We start from the raw sequence: 18206 nt of genomic DNA on the forward strand, positions 1-18206 counted from the left end.
CTCAGGGCGGCAGGTGGAATCATTTGAACAAAACATATCAAGTGCGGATCGTGTTATCTGTTCTTGCATTTATCTTAATCATAAGCTGGGATTTCTTTTATTATCTAGGCGGCTATCAAATTAATTGGCCGCTCGATCTAGCTTTTACTGTCGTTGTGTTAGCAGGGATCTGGGTTGTCTCAGGATATGTAGACCGCTTGAATTTACTTGTGTCAGATCTAAATAAGAGAGAAAAAGAAGCACACGAACTGACAGAGCGGCTGAATCGAATTACAGATAACTTGCAAGAAATTGTCTTTGAAACAGATGAAAAAGGGCACATCATCTTCTTAAATCAAGCATGGAAACAAATGACCGGCTATGACATAGATGAATGTCTAGGTACGATGTACAATCAGTACTTTGATCAAGAAGAAAGAGTTATTCAGCATTTGTCATCTGTCATCAAAGAGCATAAAGATTCAGGACGGATCGAGCTGCAGCTTCTTCATAAAGAGGGGAAGAAAGTATGGGGAGACGTTCATTATAAGCTCTACTTTGATGAGCAGCACCAGTTTACTGGAGGTATTGGAACAGTTGCAGATATTACAAAACAAAAGCTGGCAAAGCTTGAACTTGAAAGATCAAATCAACAAGTGCAAATGCAGGCGCAAAAGTTAGCCGTTGCAGGACAAATAGCCGCTGGAATCGCCCATGAAGTCAGAAATCCGCTGACCTCAGTAAACGGCTTTTTGCAGCTAATGAAAACACAATATCCTGAAAGAACCGATTATTTTGACATTATCTTTTCCGAAATTAAACGGATTGATTTTGTTTTAAGTGAGCTGCTTGTGCTGGCAAAACCGCAGTCTGTCCATTTTCAAGAAGTTCAGCTTCATGGACTGTTAGAGCAGGTCATTACATTGCTAAAAACCAATGCAGTCCTTTCGAATATTGATCTCAAACAGCCATTTAAAAAGCAGGATGCCGGCGCTATATTAGCAGACGCTAATCAAATGAAGCAGCTGTTCATTAATTTAATCAAAAATGCCATTGAGGCAATGCCCGAAGGCGGCAGCATATACATATCAACAGAAAAAGTGATGAACGAATGGAAAATTACCATTCAAGATGAAGGAAAAGGGATGTCTGAAGAGGATATTCAGAAAATATATGATCCTTTCTTCTCTACGAAAACAGAAGGGACGGGGCTTGGCCTCACCATCTGTGCAGCGATTTTAAAAGATCATCACGGTAGGATGGATGTGGTCAGTGAGCTGGGAAAAGGTACAGCTTTTCATATCTATTTACCTGTGTGGCAAAAATGCAGACAACAGCAAGGCGAGAGGACGTGATTTCATGAAGGTGAAAGCTTTATTTGTATATGGGACGCTTTTGCAGCATGAAGAGCACCACGAGTCGTATATGAAAGAAAGCAGGCCATTAGCTAAATCAGCTTGGATCAGCGGCAGAATCTATGATACAGGTCAAGGATACCCTGCGTGCGTTCTAGAAGAGAAAAGCACAGTATATGGAGAATTGTACGAGGTAACCGTAAGCACGCTGAATAAGATAGATTTTCTTGAGGAAGGGTATGACAAGCAGGTGGTCGATGTCATGACAGACCAAGGGCTGGTGGCGGCTGTTACATACACTTTACCAAAGCAGAAGGCATCAGCGCTGAAGGAGATCGAGAGCGGCTGCTGGAAGGAATATAGACTGTGGCAGCAGAAGCCGGCATCCTTCTATTATTTTGCCTATGGCTCCTGTATGGATGATGCAAGATTTAAACTGGCGGAAGTTGATCATTATTTTAAACAAATCATCGGCGGCGGTGCACTGAACGGCTTTACAACTAGATTTACGTTGGTAAGGCCTGATGGATCAAGAGCCGATATGGTAGAAGACGGCGGAGAAACAGAGGGCGTTTTATATGAGGTTCCTTTTGATGCCATTCGATATTTGTACAAACGAGAAGGCGTCTATGAGGGCACATATCGTCCAGCTTTTGTCGATGTCAAAATAGGTGATCAAATATATGCAGACTGTTTAACCTTTTTAGTTCTTCAAAAGAGCGAAGAAATGGCTCCGCCAGGTCATTACCGCAGTGAAATTGAAAAAGGAGCAGATCTTTACTTAAGTGAAGCGTTCCGCAAAAAAATTCGCTCGCATATGGATTCGTTAATCAAACCGTAGTAAAATGCATGGTAAGTGAGATAAAAGGAGTCTGAACATGAAAAAGGAATATGCAGTCATTGGTCTTGGACGCTTTGGCGGAAGTATTTGCAAGGCGCTGAGCGAAGAAGGACTTGAAGTCATGGCCATGGATATGAATGAAGATCGAGTGAACGAATACGCGAAAATTGCGTCACATGCGGTCATTGGTGATTCGACGGACGAATCTGTTTTAAAAAATCTCGGCATTCGCAATTTTGATCATGTCATCGTTGCGATTGGTGAAAACATTCAGGCCAGTATTTTAACGACGATCATGCTGAAAGAGCTTGGCGTCAAAATGGTCACAGTAAAGGCGCAAAACGACTATCACGAAAAGGTACTAAATAAAATTGGGGCTGACCGCATCGTTCATCCAGAGCGGGACATGGGCAGACGAATTGCACATAAAATCATCTCCAATAACGTATTAGATTATCTTGAGCTGTCAGATGAGTACAGCCTCATTGAAATCGTTGCTAACAGCAGGCTTGCAGGACATTCTCTTTTAGATCTCGATATTAGAGCGAGATATGGCATTAATATTGTGGCGATTAAGCGTGGAAAAGAAGTGATTGTTTCACCGCTCGCAGATGAAATGATTCAAAAAGAAGATATTCTGATTGTCATTGGGGCAGTTGCCGATATCGGACGCTTTGAAAAACGAGAAATGCAGAACGATTATTAAACACCCTGGGCAGGGTGTTTTTTTATATGATTGTGTACACATGAGGTGGACAGTGAAGAGGGAAGAAGACATTTAAAAGGGCTGTTTTGTTCTGCATAAACAGCTAAAGTCAATCATCATATTTTTCATGCAATTATCACTATTCAGAAATAAAAATCAGTCTTTTTATCTGGATGATTTTCTCTAAATGTCATTGACTGGGCAAACAGATTCGTTTACGATAAGAAACATTATATTGTTTACTTGGAGGAGGCAGTGTCGTTGGATAAGGAGCTTTTCAGACATCAAATTGAGGTAGCTGCAAAGAGAAAAAAAGCAGCCCTAGTGATTAAACATGCGAAGGTTATGGACGTGTTTAACCAGGAATGGCTAGACGCTGATGTCGCTGTTGAAAATGGACAAATAGTAGGGATTGGAGAGTACGAGGGAGAACAGGAGCTGGATGCAGCAGGTCAAATGCTTGTACCCGGTTTTATTGATGGCCACGTTCATATCGAGTCCTCCATGGTTACCCCTGCTGAATTCTCCAAAACTGTCGTCCCGCGCGGTGTGACAACTGTCGTAACAGACCCGCATGAAATTGCCAATGTGTCAGGGATCACAGGCATCCGTTTTATGCTGGAAGAAGCGAGAAAAGCTGCCTTAAATATTTATTTCATGCTGCCATCCTGCGTACCGGCAGTTAGTTTTGAGCGATCAGGTGCTGTTTTAAAAGCGAAAGATTTAAAGCCTTTGTATCAAGAGAAAGAGGTTCTTGGTCTTGCCGAGGTGATGGATTACGTCAGTGTGGAGCAGGCGGAAGAAGATATGCTTCAAAAACTGCTTGATGCTCAAAATGAGAATAAATTGATTGATGGTCATCTAGCAGGCTTAACGGACCGATTAATAAACGTTTACCGCACAGCTAGTGTCCAAACAGATCACGAGGTAACAACAGCCGGCGAAGCCCTTGAACGTGTAAAACGAGGCATGTATGTCATGCTGAGAGAAGGCTCTGTTGCCAAAAACGTGAAAAACGTTTTACCAGCTGTGAATGAAAAGAATGCGAGACGTTTTTTCTTTTGTACCGATGATAAACATTTAGATGATTTAATGGCTGAAGGAAGTATTGATGAACAAGTACGTATGTCTATAAAAGAAGGGTTAGACCCATTTTTAGCGTATCAAATGGGAAGTTTAAACGCAGCGGAGTGCTTTGGCCTCAAAACAAAGGGAGCCATTGCGCCAGGCTTTGATGCTGATTTTATGCTTGTCTCTGATCTTCATCAAGTAGACATCACCAGCGTATTTATTGCAGGAGAATTGGTGGCGCAGCATGGAGAGTACAAGCCAAGTGTCGAAAAAATTGCACCAAGTCCAGCCTTATTACAATCTGTTCATGCTAAAGACGTTCGAGAGCAGGATCTGGCTCTGCCTATCACAGCTCATCAAAAAATGAATGTCATCCGCATTATTCCGAATCAGCTAGAAACAAAATTAGAACAAATCTCTCCTTCAGAAACGAACGGACAATTCACTAGTGATACAGAAAGAGATGTATTAAAAATGGTGCTTGTCGAACGCCATCAAGGCTTATCTGAAATGGGGATAGGGGTTGTCAGCGGCTTTGGATTAGAAAAGGGCGCAATTGCAACAACGGTTGCGCATGATTCTCACAATTTAATTGCGGTTGGCACAAATGATGCTGATATCGTGAAAGCCATTGACGCATTAAAAGAAGCAGGGGGCGGTTTGACGGTTGTCAAAGAGGGCCAGTCTCTTCATACGCTGCCATTACCGATCTCTGGTTTACTTTCAGATCAGCCAGCACATCTTGTAAATGAAAGCCTTCATGCACTCCATGAAGCGTTGAAAGAAACAGGCTTTACTTTAGATTTTAATCCATTTTTGACGCTGTCCTTCTTGGCACTCCCAGTCATTCCTGATGTGAAAATGACGACAAAGGGTTTGTTTGATGTCAGAAGCTTTCAGCATCTCCCAATTCAATAAAAATGAGAAACCGCATGTGTACCTTGTATATATGCGCTTTTTTCAATGAATAGTGAAAAAAAGAGACACAGCCAAGCGGCTTGTGTCTCTTTTTATGGTTACACTTCCATAATAATCGGTAGGATCATTGGACGGCGTCTTGTTTTTTCATAAAGGAAAGGTGCAAGGGTGTCAGTAATTTCGTTCTTAATTTCAGACCACTGAGTTGTCTTACGTTCCATTACTTTTTCAAGATGCTTCGAAATTAAATCCTGTGCATCGTTAATCAGATCTCCAGATTCTCTCATGTAGACAAAACCTCTTGAGATCAAATCAGGACCAGCAGAGATTTTGAATTCTTTCATGTCCATGCTCACGACGACAATGACAAGACCTTCTTCAGAAAGAATGCGGCGGTCTCTTAAAACGATGTTTCCGATATCGCCAATACCGCTTCCGTCGATATACACGTTGCCTGATGGAATTTTGCCAGCGACACTTGCTTCGTCACCTTTCAGTGCAAGAACTTCACCGTTATCCATGATAAAGCAGTTTTCCTCAGGGATGCCGCAATCATTCGCAAGCTTGATATGCGTTTTTTGCATGCGGTATTCACCGTGAATCGGCATAAAGAATTTTGGTTTAATTAAACGGAGCATGAGTTTTTGTTCTTCTTGTCCGCCGTGACCAGATGTATGAATATTATTAAGCGAGCCATGAATGACCTCAGCACCTGCACGATAAAGCTGGTTAATGGTGCGGCTTACACTAATATTGTTACCTGGGATCGGTGAAGATGAGAAGACAACAGTGTCTCCAGGGTTAATAGAAATCTGGCGGTGAGTACCGTTCGCAATACGAGAAAGAGCTGCCATCGGTTCACCCTGGCTTCCAGTACAAAGAATGGTCACTTTGTTTGCCGGAAGGCGGTTGATTTCATTATGTTCAATAAACGTGTTTTTTGGACATTTAATATAGCCAAGATCTTGACCAATATCAATAGCAGACTCCATACTGCGTCCAAATACAGCGACTTTTCTGCCGTTGGCAACAGCAGACTCAATCACTTGCTGAAGTCTGTGAATGTTGGAAGCAAACGTGGCAAAGATGATGCGTCCATCGACTTTTCTGAAGATGTCATCAATGCTTTCACCTACGCGTCTTTCAGACATCGTAAATTCTGGGATTTCACTGTTTGTACTATCAGATAAAAGACAAAGAACGCCTTCTTTTCCGATCTCAGCCATTTTGGTTAAATTGGCAGGCTCGCCAACAGGAGTAAAGTCAAACTTGAAATCACCTGTATGTACGATGTTACCAGGAGGTGTCTTGACGACAATTCCATAAGAATCTGGAATACTGTGTGTCGTTCTAAAGAAAGACACAGCTGTTTTTCTAAATTTAATGGTATCTTCTTCTTCAAAAATATGAAGTTTTGTTTGTCTCAAGAGACCGTGCTCTTCCAATTTATTACGAAGTAGGCCGATTGCGAGTTTGCCGCCGTAAACTGGAATATTCACTTGCTTGAGAAGGTAAGGGATACCGCCGATGTGGTCTTCATGTCCGTGAGTGATGAAAAGACCTTTGATTTTATCTTCGTTTTTAACTAAGTACGTATAGTCAGGGATGACGTAGTCAATTCCAAGAAGCTCGTCTTCAGGAAACTTAATACCTGCATCAATTAAAATGATTTCATCTTGAAATTGAACGCCATACGTGTTTTTACCGATCTCGCCTAAACCGCCGAGCGCAAAAACTGCCGCCTGATCGTTTTTAACAAATTTCATTCCTCTCATAGCTCCAATACTTTAAAATTTTCACTTTCTCGTTCATAGTCTAAAAAAGCACCGTCTACAGGCTGAATGAATTCAATGTTGTAGTTATGTTTTTTCAACTTATCGCGTACGTCTCTTTCGGAAACCGCTTCAACGTATAGTGAATCTGTGTGTTCTCTTACAGGTACCTCAGTAGTACTTGCCTGAAAAAATACCTTATATATCATCCAAATCTCTCCTTAAATACCGTATGTTACACTCGCTTATTCTATTATATTAAAAAAACGCGCATAAGAAAAGTCTCTGAGAAAAAAGGACCTTCGGCAAATGTGCGGAAGATCCCTTTAAGCAATCGATTTTTTACGAAGCATGTCCTTCCATTGTCTTCGAATTTTCTTACGCAGACGACGAAGCATCACATGCCGCCTCCTTTCGGGTTGAAGTAAGCTTAACCAGCGTGTTCCGGTCTCTCTATATACTTGTATTATATGATGTTTCTATTGAATGTTACATGGTTATATGTGGGAAATGGGCGCTTTCAAAAGGAATTGGTTTCGAAAGCGGAAATCTTTCTGTATGATGAAAGGGAGTGTGTATACATAACGAAGAGCAGGAGGGCGAGATATGAATAAAAAAGTCATCTTCTTTGATATCGACGGTACTTTATATGACCATGATAAAAATATACCTGAGTCAACGAAGCGAGCGGTTCATTTATTAAAAGAAAAAGGTCATCATCTCTTTATTGCATCTGGGCGTTCTCCTTTTCTGATTCGGCCCATTTTAGAAGAATTAGGGCTTGACTCATTCATTGCTTATAACGGTCAGTATGTCATGTATGAGAGAGACGTTATTTACGGCAATCCGCTGAAGCAGGAGCTGATGGAGCGGATTTATGAAACAGCGGATCGTCATGATCATCCGCTTGTTTTTATGGGAGAAGAAACGATGAAGGCGTCTGTGCCGAATCATCCGTTTATCCATGAAGGAATCGGTACTTTAAAAACAGAGCATCCTGAGCACGATGTATCTTTCTTTAAAGAAAACGACATTTTTCAAATGCTGTTATTTTGTAAGGCAGAAGAGGAAGTGGAGTATAAGGCATTCCGCGAAGAAATTGACCTTGTCAGATGGCATGAGCTGTCAACAGACGTTCTGCCAAAAGGGGGATCAAAAGCTGAAGGAATCAAACGAGTCATCGAAAGACTTCCTTATGATCAAAAGGATACCATTGCCTTTGGAGACGGACTGAACGATAGAGAAATGATTTCGTTTGCTGGAACAGGCGTGGCGATGGGAAATGCTGTGAGTGAACTGAAAGCATTGGCTGATTTTGTGACAAAGCCAGTAGATGAGGACGGCATATTCCATGCATTGACCCATCTTGGCCTCATTGGAGAATAAAAAAGAAGACCCTTAGATCGCCGGGTCTTCTTTTTTATGTTATGATCTGCCGATCGCAACAGAGTTTTCTGGCTCAGCGAATGGCTGATCCTTTTGAATATGATCATAAAACATAATGCCATTTAAATGGTCAATTTCGTGCTGAAAGACAATGGCAGGGAACCCTTTTAGACGGATATCAATGTCCTCTCCTTCAAGCGTAGTGGCCTTGACCCTGATTTTTTGATATCGAGGAACAAATCCAGGGATGGCTTCATCAACTGATAAGCAGCCTTCACCAGTCGCTAAATAAGCTCTTTTGACTGAATGACTGACAATACGCGGGTTGAACAGAGCATAGCTGTATTCTTCTCCGTCTTCATCCTCACAGTGAACAGCGATCATTCGTTTACTAATATTGATTTGCGGAGCTGCCAATCCAACGCCGGGTCTTAGTCCGTATTTTTCAGCAATGTCAGCATCCTGACTGTTTTTGACGAATTCGATCATGTCAGCTAATTGCTGTTTTTCCTCTTCTGTCGGCGGGAGCTCGACCGCTTCAGCTGTTTGTCTTAAGACGGGATGTCCGTCCCTTACGATATCATCCATGGTAATCACAAAACTTCACTCCTATTTCCTTTGTATGTAAAGTATATAAAATGATACACAACATATGCAATGAAATAAAGAAGACCGGTCCTATGAGACCGGTCAGAGGCTTAAACAGCCTTAGCAGCAGCCACCGCCGCCTAAGAATGCTGCGCCAACGATAATTAATAGGATGAAAAGCACAACGATTAAAGCGAATGTACGTCCGCCGCCGTATCCGCATCCGTATCCACCGCCATAACTTGGGTAACAACAGCCGCCGCCATATCCACCACCGAATCCATACCCGTAACCGCCGTATCCACCATACATACTTCCATGACTATAATTAGACATACTTTTGACCTCCTTTGGAAATACACTTGGCCTCTCATAAGTGAAGGCGAAGCGTGTAATATAAACTATGTATGAATGCACTATTTGTATAGTCATGCGCCTATTGCTTGAAAAAAATCTTCTCCGCCTCATCTGATTGACCTCTTCCCTTGTCACAAACGTCTATAAAAATTATAGTGGTATGTGGAGATGTAAAGGGGGGACCTTGTCATGAGACAGATGAAAAGAAGCATGAAAGCAGGTGCTGCTTTAGCGGGGATATGTACCCTTTTGCTGACAGGGTGCGGAGGTCAAAGTCCGTTTAATGATATGCAGGACGCAATGACGAAAATGAGTGAAAAAGAAGCATCCTTCGAAAAAGAGCAAGGTACACTGCAAAGCTATGAAGAAAAAGAGCAGAAGCTGTATAAAAAAATGATTCAAACAACAAAGGACCATACAAAAACAGTGGCAAGCCTTTCTGATCAGGCGTTAGCATCGGCAGCGAAACGAGAAGAACATTTAAAAACAGAAAAAGACAGTATGGATGAATCGAAAAAAGAATTGAAAACGGTAAAGGAATCTGCTGCACGATTGCAAGATGCGGAGTTAAAAGAGAAAGCAGATCAAACGGTCAAATCGATTGAGAAACGATATGCGTCATATGATCAGCTTTACAAGGAGTATCAAAAGGCGCTGAAACAAGACCAGCATTTGTATCAATCTTTGAAGAAAAAGGATCTCGGATATGAAGAACTGAAGTCAAAGCTGAAGACCGTGAATCGTTTATATAGCAAAGTTAGAAAAGAAAGTAAGAAGTTCAATCGATATACAGATCAATTGAATGATCATAAAAAGGCTTTGTATAAAGCAGCAGATCAAGAGTCGAAAAAGAGCTGAAAAACAGCTCTTTTTTTATTTTTCGACAAAAACAAACATTTTCTATTGTAGTACAGTAGTACACTCTATACTAGTACAGATTAGGTTGTTTGTTAAACAGATTGATACAGTTCACCATAAAAAGTAAAGCGAATACATTTATTTAAATAAAGCCGTTAAATCAATTGACGGACTATTTTTCTTGTTGTAAACTATTCCTTGTTAACAGAAGTTGTATTAGTTTTTTGTGAACTATCGTTAATACAGTTAGAAGGGCTCAAAAACGAGTGGTCAACCAATGTTTCGACAACGATCTTAGTGGCTATTATATACAGGAGTCATATGAGTATTTTGGGTTATCCTATATCTGTATGTATAAATGGATTCACGACAAATGGACTGTTAAAAGAAAGGAAGAGGTGACTTTAGAATGGCTGCAAAAACAAAAAAAGCAATTGTTGATAGCAAAAAGCAATTTGATGCCATCAAAAAGCAGTTTGAAACGTTTCAAATTTTAAACGAAAAAGGCGAAGTCGTAAACGAAGCGGCAATGCCGGATCTTTCAGATGACCAATTAAAAGAATTAATGCGCCGTATGGTGTTTACACGAGTATTAGATCAACGTTCAATTTCATTGAACCGTCAAGGCCGTCTTGGCTTCTACGCGCCAACAGCTGGACAAGAGGCTTCTCAGCTTGCAACTCACTTTGCACTTGAGAAAGAAGATTTCATTCTTCCAGGATATCGTGACGTACCACAATTAATCTGGCATGGTCTTCCGCTAACAAAAGCATTCTTGTTCTCTCGCGGACACTTTGTTGGTAACCAAATGCCTGAAGATGTGAATGCACTTTCACCACAAATCATTATCGGTGCTCAAATCATTCAAGCTGCTGGTGTAGCTCTTGGTTTGAAAAAGCGCGGTAAAAAAGCTGTTGCAATCACTTACACTGGTGACGGTGGAGCTTCACAAGGTGATTTCTACGAAGGTATTAACTTTGCAGGGGCTTACAAAGCGCCAGCGATTTTTGTTGTCCAAAACAACAGATATGCGATCTCTACACCTGTTGAAAAGCAGTCTGCTGCACAAACAATTGCACAAAAAGCAGCTGCAGCTGGTATCGTAGGCGTACAAGTTGACGGTATGGATGCATTAGCTGTTTATGCAGCAACTGCTGAAGCTCGTGAGCGCGCTGTAAATGGTGAAGGTCCAACATTAATCGAAACTCTTACATTCCGTTACGGCCCACATACAATGGCTGGTGACGATCCAACAAGATATCGTACAAAAGAAGATGAAAACGAGTGGGAGCAAAAAGATCCATTGGTACGCTACCGCAAATTCTTGGAAAACAAAGGCCTATGGTCTGAAGAAGAAGAGAATAAAGTGATTGAAGATGCAAAAGAACAAATCAAACAAGCGATCAAAGAAGCTGACGAACAGCCTAAGCAAAAAGTCACTGACTTGATTGAAAACATGTACGATGTAAAACCATTCAACTTAGTTGAACAGCTTGAAATTTACAAACAGAAGGAGTCGAAGTAAGCCATGGCGCAAATGACAATGATTCAAGCGATCACTGATGCGTTACGCACAGAACTGAAAAATGACGAAAACGTTCTCGTTTTCGGAGAAGACGTTGGTAAAAACGGCGGCGTATTCCGTGCGACTGAAGGATTGCAAAAAGAGTTTGGTGAGGATCGTGTATTCGATACTCCACTTGCTGAATCTGGTATTGGCGGTCTTGCTATTGGCCTTGGACTACAAGAATTCCGCCCGGTAATGGAAATTCAATTCTTCGGATTCGTATACGAAGTATTAGATTCTGTTTCTGGACAAATGGCTCGTATGCGTTACCGTTCTGGCGGACGCTGGCATTCTCCAGTGACAATCCGTTCTCCATTCGGCGGGGGAGTTCACACACCTGAGCTTCACGCTGACAGCTTAGAAGGTCTTATCGCACAACAGCCTGGTATCAAGGTTGTTATTCCTTCAACACCTTACGATGCAAAAGGACTTTTAATTTCTGCAATTCGTGACAACGATCCTGTAGTATTCCTTGAGCATATGAAACTTTATCGTTCTTTCCGTCAGGAAGTTCCTGAAGAAGAGTACACAATTGAAATCGGTAAAGCTGACGTGAAACGTGAAGGTTCTGACCTTTCAATCATCACTTACGGTGCAATGGTTCACGAATCACTAAAAGCTGCTGAAGAGCTAGAAAAAGAAGGCGTTTCTGCTGAAGTGATCGACCTTCGCACAGTAAGCCCGCTTGATATTGAAACAATCATCGCTTCTGTTGAAAAAACAGGCCGTGCGATCGTTGTTCAAGAAGCACAAAAACAAGCTGGTATTGCTGCAAACGTAGTAGCTGAAATCAATGACAGAGCGATCCTTAGCTTGGAAGCACCAGTACTTCGTGTAGCTGCACCTGATACTGTATTTGCTTTCTCTCAAGCTGAGAGCGTATGGCTTCCAAACCATAAAGATGTACTTGAAACAGCGAAGAAAGTTCTTGAATTTTAATTAAATGACAGAGGGGAAAAGAATTTATTTCTCTTCCCCTTTATCAATTACATGACCGTGTAAATATACACAACAAGGGTTCAACAAAATCTAGGAGGCGAAAAACAGTGGCATTTGAATTTAAACTTCCGGACATCGGAGAAGGTATCCACGAAGGTGAGATCGTTAAGTGGTTTGTTAAACCAAACGACGAAATCAATGAAGATGACGTTTTAGCAGAGGTACAAAATGATAAAGCAGTTGTAGAAATTCCTTCACCTGTTAAAGGAAAAGTATTAGAATTAAAAGTTGAAGAGGGAACAGTTGCAACTGTAGGACAAACAATCATTACGTTTGATGCACCTGGTTACGAAAATCTTCAATTTAAAGGCAGCGAAGAAGAAGGCGAAGCAAAAACTGAAGCTCAAGTACAAGGTACTGCTGAAGCTGGTAACGAGCCAGAGAAGAAAGAAGTAGCACAAGAAGAAGCGGCAGCAGCAACTGGTGCAGGCGCACAAGAGCAAGTAGACGCTGATCCAAACAAACGCGTGATCGCTATGCCATCTGTACGTAAATATGCTCGCGAAAAAGGCGTTGAAATTTACAAAGTTGCAGGTTCTGGTAAAAACGGCCGTGTGTTAAAAGAAGATATCGACAGCTTCGTTAATGGTGGTTCTGCAGCTCAAGAAGCAGCACCTCAAGCAGCTGAAAGTGCGAAAGAAGAAGCAGCTCCTAAAGCGGCAGCAGCTCCAGTTCTTGAAGGAGAATTCCCAGAAACTCGCGAGAAAATGAGCGGAATCCGCAAAGCAATCGCAAAAGCAATGGTGAACTCTAAGCATACAGCTCCTCACGTAACATTAATGGATGAAGTTGATGTAACAAACCTTGTTGCACATCGTAAACAATTCAAACAAGTTGCAGCTGATCAAGGAATCAAGTTAACTTACTTGCCTTACGTTGTAAAAGCTCTAACTTCTGCTTTGAAAAAGTACCCAGTACTTAACACTTCTATCGATGATAAAACAGATGAAGTTGTTCAAAAGCATTACTACAACATCGGAATTGCAGCTGACACTGAAAAAGGCTTGCTAGTTCCAGTTGTAAAAAATGCAGATCGCAAAGCGATTTTCGAAGTTTCTAACGAAATCAATGAGCTTGCAACAAAAGCACGTGATGGTAAATTGGCTCCAGCTGAAATGAAAGGTGCATCTTGCACAATCACAAACATCGGTTCTGCTGGTGGACAATGGTTTACTCCAGTCATCAACCACCCAGAAGTAGCGATCCTTGGTATTGGCCGTATCGCTGAAAAAGCGGTTGTTCGTGATGGCGAAATCGTTGCAGCTCCTGTCTTAGCTCTTTCCCTAAGCTTTGACCACCGTATGATTGACGGAGCTACTGCGCAAAATGCCCTTAACCACATCAAGCGTTTATTGAATGATCCACAATTAATTTTAATGGAGGCGTAATGTCATGGTAGTAGGAGATTTCCCAATCGAAACAGATACTCTTGTCATCGGTGCAGGTCCTGGTGGATATGTAGCTGCTATTCGTGCTGCACAGCTTGGACAAAAAGTAACAATCGTTGAAAAAGGAACACTTGGCGGTGTATGTCTAAACGTTGGCTGTATCCCTTCAAAAGCACTAATCAATGCTGGCCATCGTTTTGAAAATGCTAAGCATTCTGAAGACATGGGTATCAAAGCTGAAAACGTAACAGTTGATTTCACAAAAGTTCAAGAGTGGAAAGCTTCTGTTGTTAATAAGTTAACAGGTGGAGTTCAAGGTCTTCTTAAAGGAAATAAAGTAGACATCGTCAAAGGTGAAGCTTATTTCGTAGACAGCAACTCTGTACGTGTAATGGATGATAATTCAGCACAGACTTACACTTTCAAAAATGCAATTCTTGCAACTGGATCTCGTCCAATTGAATTGCCTACTTTTAAATACACAGACCGCGTGATCAACTCAACTGGTGCTTTAGCGCTTAAAGAAGTACCTAAAAAGTTAGTTGTCATCGGTGGTGGATACATCGGTACTGAGCTTGGTACTGCTTATGCAAACTTTGGAACTGAAGTTGTGATCCTTGAAGGTGGAGACGAAATCCTTCCAGGTTTCGAAAAGCAAATGAGCTCATTGGTTAAACGTAACCTGAAGAAAAAAGGAAACGTTGAAATCCATACAAACGCTCTTGCAAAAGGCGTTGAAGAAAAATCTGATGGTGTCACTGTTACGTTCGAAGTAAAAGGCGAAGAAAAAACAGTTGATGCTGATTACGTACTTGTGACTGTTGGTCGTCGTCCAAACACGGATGAGCTTGGTCTTGAGCAAGTTGGTGTTGAATTGACTGACCGCGGAGTTGTCAAAACAGACAAACAATGCCGTACAAGCGTATCTAACATCTATGCAATTGGTGACATCGTTGATGGACCACCACTTGCTCACAAAGCTTCTTACGAAGGTAAAATTGCAGCTGAAGCAATCGCTGGAGAGCCAGCTGAAATTGATTACCTTGGTATTCCTGCTGTTGTATTCTCTGAGCCAGAACTTGCAACTGTTGGATACACTGAAGCAGAAGCAAAAGCAGAAGGAATCGAAATCGTTGCAGCGAAATTCCCATTCGCAGCGAACGGACGTGCACTTTCTCTTGATGCAACTGATGGCTTCATGAAAATGATCACTCGTAAAGAGGATGGTCTAGTGATCGGTGCTCAAATCGCAGGTGTTGGCGCTTCTGATATGATTTCAGAGCTTAGCCTTGCAATCGAAGCTGGAGTGACTGCTGAAGATATCGCTATGACAATTCACGCTCACCCAACATTAGGTGAAATTACAATGGAAACGGCTGAAGTAGCAATCGGAAGCCCAATCCACATCGTAAAATAATGAAACCTATGAAACCCTCTCCATCAAGGAGAGGGTTTTTTTGGCGCCCTGAACACCATATGAAAAACCCCTCATGAGGTGAGGGGTTTTTTCATATGGATATATATAAGTGCAAGGTACATATCATTAGTTTGTATTGACGCGGTCTAAAGCATGACATAAAGGCGATAAGATCTCCTGTTTACTGCGGACATTTCCTTCCACTTTCACGATCACTTTTTCATCATTGACAAGTAAAATAGCCGGCAGTTCATCAACTTCATTTTTCCACCCTTTACGATCTTCTTTCACAATCATTTTTGACATTTCCTTAGGGTATTCATTTTTTAAATCGAGGACTGCATCATAATATGGGCTTTCTTTATCAAGGTTTTCTGCATCAGTAAAAAAGAGAATTCTCGGTTTTTGAATATGACGGACTTGGTCGGTCTGATTCGGTATGATATACGCAAATGAGCATGAACTAAGTACAAAGAGCATGGGGAATATAATGAGAAGTGTCCTCATAAAATTCAATCTATTCACCTCAAAATCATTTGGGGTTGTCCCAACATTTTTAGGAGCTTGTTCCCTGTTAGTCACTCTAGTGTATCATGTCCCTTTTGACAATTTTCGATTGTTACTCAATTGTTACAGAATTGATATGAAGCAAAATACAATTGAAACGTTCCCACAATATGATAAGAAAAAAGCACATATTTATAAAAAATGATTAAATGTGTCATACAATTAACCGTTGACAACTTAAATGTGACATCATATTATAGAAATAAGAAATAGATCAAACGCTTTCAAACTATGAATGAAGAAAAGGGGAATGTACGTGGGTACAATTATTTGTCAAGATTGCAATGAAACCATTGATCAATTTGAAAATGAAAAAGTGACAACGCTATATGGAACGTGTGGTCACTGTCATTGCTGTGATGAAGCCTCTGAATAAATAAAAAAGCATGCAGCTCCATTTGGGGCTGCATGTTTCTTTTTTATAAAATTGGTTTTTGTTCCTTAATCACACGGATCATTTCAAGCGTTGAATCTTCAGGTCCTTGGACAGGAAGACCAATTTCAATATTTTTAAAGATATACGATATATTTTCTTCTGTGATAATTTCACCTGGTATAAAAATCGGAATACCTGGCGGATACACCATCACAAACTCTGCGATAATGCGGCCGACTGCTTCCTTAAATGGAACGACTTCCGTTGTAGCGTAAAAGGCGTCACGCGGCGTCATAGCAAGCGATGGGATCTCAGGCAGCAGCACTTCCGTTACTGCTTGTTTGCCGCTCTCACGAGTAGAGGCTGCGGCAATCTCCTGCATCGCCGTCACGAGCGTATCAATTGTCTCATCTGAATCGCCAGGGGTAACGATACATAAAATGTTGTAAAGGTCAGAGAGCTCTACTTCAATTCGATAGCTTTCTCTCAGCCATTTTTCGACATCATGTCCGTTTAACCCAAGGTCTTTAATGGAGATAATTAATTTCGTTGGGTCATAATCGTAAGTGGAAGCTGAACCGAGTACTTCCTTGCCAATGCAGGTAATGCCTTCAATTTGATTCAAGCGGTCTCTCGCTGATTCAGCCAAACGAATGGATTCTTCAGCTAGTGCCTTTCCTTCAGTGGCTAATCGTTTTCGAGCGACATCAAGTGACGCTAAGAGCAAATAAGAAGTGGACGTTGTCGTCAGCATACTCAAAATCGATTGCACTCGGTCTTTTGAAACAAGCCCTTCCTTCATATTTAAAATAGAGCTCTGCGTAAGAGAGCCGCCGAGTTTATGGACACTTGTTGCTGCCATGTCGGCACCTGCCTGCATCGCAGAGAGGGGAAGCTCATCGTGAAAATGTATATGCACACCGTGTGCTTCATCGACAAGGACAGGCACATCAAATGAATGGGCAATGTCTACGATTGATTTTAAGTCTGCTGAAATACCAAAATACGTTGGATTAATGACAAGCAAACCTTTCGCATCTGGATGCTCAGTGAGCGCCTTTTTGGCTGATTCAGGTGTAATACCGTGAGAGATGCCAAGTTCTTTGTCTATTTCTGGGTGAATAAAAACAGGAACTGCGCCAGAAAATACAATCGCGGACATAATTGATTTATGGACATTACGCGGAACGATGATTTTATCCCCGGGCCCGCATACCGTCATCACCATTGTCATGATAGCGCCGCTTGTGCCTTGAATGGAGAAAAACGTATGATCAGCACCGAAGGCTTCAGCAGCAAGCTCCTGTGCTTCTTTTATCATCCCTCGAGGTGAATGTAAATCATCGAGAGGTTCTATATTAATGAGGTCAATGCTTAATGCATTGTCGCCAATGAATGCTCTAAATTCAGGATCCATTCCGGCTCCTTTTTTATGGCCTGGAATGTGAAATTGGACTGGATTGGTTGCTGCGTGTTTTTTTAGTCCAGTATATAAGGGTGTATCATGTTGTGACAATTGCTTTCCCACCTTCATCGAAATACCTGCTATTATTGTGCCAATTACAGCAGATTTCATTGCATAAAACAAAAGAATTATATTATGAACTGATCGGAATGTAAAGCATAAAATCAATCGGTTTCTGATCAAACAGATGCTATAATAAAAGTTCAAATGAGAAATGAGTGTTAAAGTGAGGGACAAGTAAATGGAATATCAATATCCAATGGATGTCGACTGGACGACAGAGGAAAAAATTGCAGTCATTTCATTTTTTCAGGCTGTTGAAAAAGCATATGAAAAAGGAATTGCGAAGCAGGAGTTATTAGATGCTTATAAACGATTTAAAGAGGTTGTGCCATCAAAAGCAGAGGAAAAAACGCATTGTGCGGCGTTTGAAAAGGGAAGCGGGTATTCCCCTTATCGTGCAGTGAAAACCGCAAGAGAGGCAGAAGAGACAGCCGTTATACGCATGTAAAAAACGAGCCTATAAAGGCTCGTTTCAGCGTGCAGACAAACCCTCGCATTCGGTGTCAGGCCTGCGTGCCGGTGCTCACGAATGT

At 41.5% G+C, this 18206-nt stretch carries 18 protein-coding genes; 12 read left to right on the forward strand and 6 right to left on the reverse strand.

The features are described from left to right. The first annotated feature begins 23 nt into the window (after window positions 1–23). The 4 genes from MHB67_RS06915 to ade all read left to right on the forward strand — a co-directional run bounded on the left by MHB67_RS06915 (window position 24) and on the right by ade (window position 4870). Window positions 24–1334 carry an ATP-binding protein gene (locus MHB67_RS06915; RefSeq protein ID WP_197172816.1) on the forward strand — a complete coding sequence of 437 codons (1311 nt, stop codon included), beginning with the start codon at window positions 24–26 and terminating at the stop codon, window positions 1332–1334. A gap of 4 nt (window positions 1335–1338) precedes the next feature. Continuing rightward, window positions 1339–2175 carry a gamma-glutamylcyclotransferase family protein gene (locus tag MHB67_RS06920; RefSeq protein ID WP_122631281.1) on the forward strand — a complete coding sequence of 279 codons (837 nt, stop codon included), beginning with the start codon at window positions 1339–1341 and terminating at the stop codon, window positions 2173–2175. A 37-nt stretch (window positions 2176–2212) separates the two neighbouring features. Then, a complete protein-coding gene (locus MHB67_RS06925) occupies window positions 2213–2881 on the forward strand; it encodes a TrkA family potassium uptake protein (RefSeq protein ID WP_008345123.1) in 669 nt (222 codons plus the stop codon). Between the two features lie 261 nt (window positions 2882–3142). Beyond that, entirely contained in the window at window positions 3143–4870 is a 1728-nt protein-coding gene (gene ade, locus MHB67_RS06930; RefSeq protein WP_342492869.1) for an adenine deaminase, read from the forward strand. Between the two features lie 98 nt (window positions 4871–4968). Here the strand turns inward: ade and rnjA are convergent, their stop codons facing one another. Together rnjA and MHB67_RS06940 are read right to left on the reverse strand one after the other, a co-directional pair. Then, the gene (gene rnjA / locus MHB67_RS06935) at window positions 4969–6636 is read right to left on the reverse strand and encodes a ribonuclease J1 (protein WP_012009818.1); all 1668 of its coding nucleotides are present in this window, start codon (window positions 6634–6636) and stop codon (window positions 4969–4971) included. A gap of 5 nt (window positions 6637–6641) precedes the next feature. Continuing rightward, the gene (locus MHB67_RS06940) at window positions 6642–6851 is read right to left on the reverse strand and encodes a DNA-directed RNA polymerase subunit epsilon (RefSeq protein WP_008345114.1); all 210 of its coding nucleotides are present in this window, start codon (window positions 6849–6851) and stop codon (window positions 6642–6644) included. 397 nt (window positions 6852–7248) lie between these two features. On the opposite strand from MHB67_RS06940, the gene MHB67_RS06945 reads away from it, so the two are divergent. Beyond that, on the forward strand, window positions 7249–8028 hold the full coding sequence (locus MHB67_RS06945; protein ID WP_342492870.1) for a Cof-type HAD-IIB family hydrolase: 780 nt from the start codon (window positions 7249–7251) through the stop codon (window positions 8026–8028). 39 nt (window positions 8029–8067) lie between these two features. On the opposite strand, the gene def is transcribed toward MHB67_RS06945, so the two are convergent. Next, window positions 8068–8625, reverse strand: a complete 558-nt coding sequence (def, locus tag MHB67_RS06950) for a peptide deformylase (RefSeq protein WP_024424751.1) — start codon at window positions 8623–8625, stop codon at window positions 8068–8070. Window positions 8626–8736: 111 nt separating this feature from the next. Further along, entirely contained in the window at window positions 8737–8928 is a 192-nt protein-coding gene (locus MHB67_RS06955; protein WP_029706718.1) for a YjcZ family sporulation protein, read from the reverse strand. A gap of 234 nt (window positions 8929–9162) precedes the next feature. Here MHB67_RS06955 and MHB67_RS06960 point away from each other — a divergent pair, with 234 nt between their 5' ends. From MHB67_RS06960 to lpdA, 5 genes are all read left to right on the forward strand, one after another. Continuing rightward, entirely contained in the window at window positions 9163–9831 is a 669-nt protein-coding gene (locus tag MHB67_RS06960; protein ID WP_044334002.1) for a YkyA family protein, read from the forward strand. A 409-nt stretch (window positions 9832–10240) separates the two neighbouring features. Next, window positions 10241–11356 (forward strand): pyruvate dehydrogenase (acetyl-transferring) E1 component subunit alpha, encoded by a 1116-nt coding sequence (gene pdhA, locus MHB67_RS06965; protein WP_024424754.1) that lies wholly within the window; start codon window positions 10241–10243, stop codon window positions 11354–11356. 3 nt (window positions 11357–11359) lie between these two features. Next, window positions 11360–12337: a pyruvate dehydrogenase complex E1 component subunit beta gene (gene pdhB / locus MHB67_RS06970; RefSeq protein ID WP_012009824.1), complete on the forward strand. Its 978-nt coding sequence runs from the start codon at window positions 11360–11362 to the stop codon at window positions 12335–12337. 107 nt (window positions 12338–12444) lie between these two features. Further along, complete coding sequence (locus tag MHB67_RS06975; RefSeq protein WP_024426891.1) at window positions 12445–13785, forward strand: dihydrolipoamide acetyltransferase family protein; 1341 nt, start codon at window positions 12445–12447, stop codon at window positions 13783–13785. Between the two features lie 4 nt (window positions 13786–13789). Beyond that, window positions 13790–15202 carry a dihydrolipoyl dehydrogenase gene (gene lpdA, locus MHB67_RS06980; RefSeq protein ID WP_024426892.1) on the forward strand — a complete coding sequence of 471 codons (1413 nt, stop codon included), beginning with the start codon at window positions 13790–13792 and terminating at the stop codon, window positions 15200–15202. Window positions 15203–15328: 126 nt separating this feature from the next. On the opposite strand, the gene MHB67_RS06985 is transcribed toward lpdA, so the two are convergent. Beyond that, the gene (locus tag MHB67_RS06985) at window positions 15329–15709 is read right to left on the reverse strand and encodes a hypothetical protein (protein ID WP_223250976.1); all 381 of its coding nucleotides are present in this window, start codon (window positions 15707–15709) and stop codon (window positions 15329–15331) included. 316 nt (window positions 15710–16025) lie between these two features. On the opposite strand from MHB67_RS06985, the gene MHB67_RS06990 reads away from it, so the two are divergent. Beyond that, entirely contained in the window at window positions 16026–16145 is a 120-nt protein-coding gene (locus MHB67_RS06990) for a GapA-binding peptide SR1P (protein ID WP_003212464.1), read from the forward strand. A gap of 43 nt (window positions 16146–16188) precedes the next feature. Here MHB67_RS06990 and MHB67_RS06995 read toward each other — a convergent pair whose 3' ends face one another. Beyond that, window positions 16189–17661 (reverse strand): aminotransferase class I/II-fold pyridoxal phosphate-dependent enzyme, encoded by a 1473-nt coding sequence (locus tag MHB67_RS06995; RefSeq protein ID WP_103132241.1) that lies wholly within the window; start codon window positions 17659–17661, stop codon window positions 16189–16191. A 190-nt stretch (window positions 17662–17851) separates the two neighbouring features. Here MHB67_RS06995 and MHB67_RS07000 point away from each other — a divergent pair, with 190 nt between their 5' ends. Then, complete coding sequence (locus tag MHB67_RS07000) at window positions 17852–18121, forward strand: UPF0223 family protein (RefSeq protein WP_034281639.1); 270 nt, start codon at window positions 17852–17854, stop codon at window positions 18119–18121. Window positions 18122–18206 lie beyond the last annotated feature (85 nt).

Source organism: Bacillus sp. FSL H8-0516, assembly GCF_038635285.1.
GTDB lineage: Bacteria > Bacillota > Bacilli > Bacillales > Bacillaceae > Bacillus > Bacillus safensis.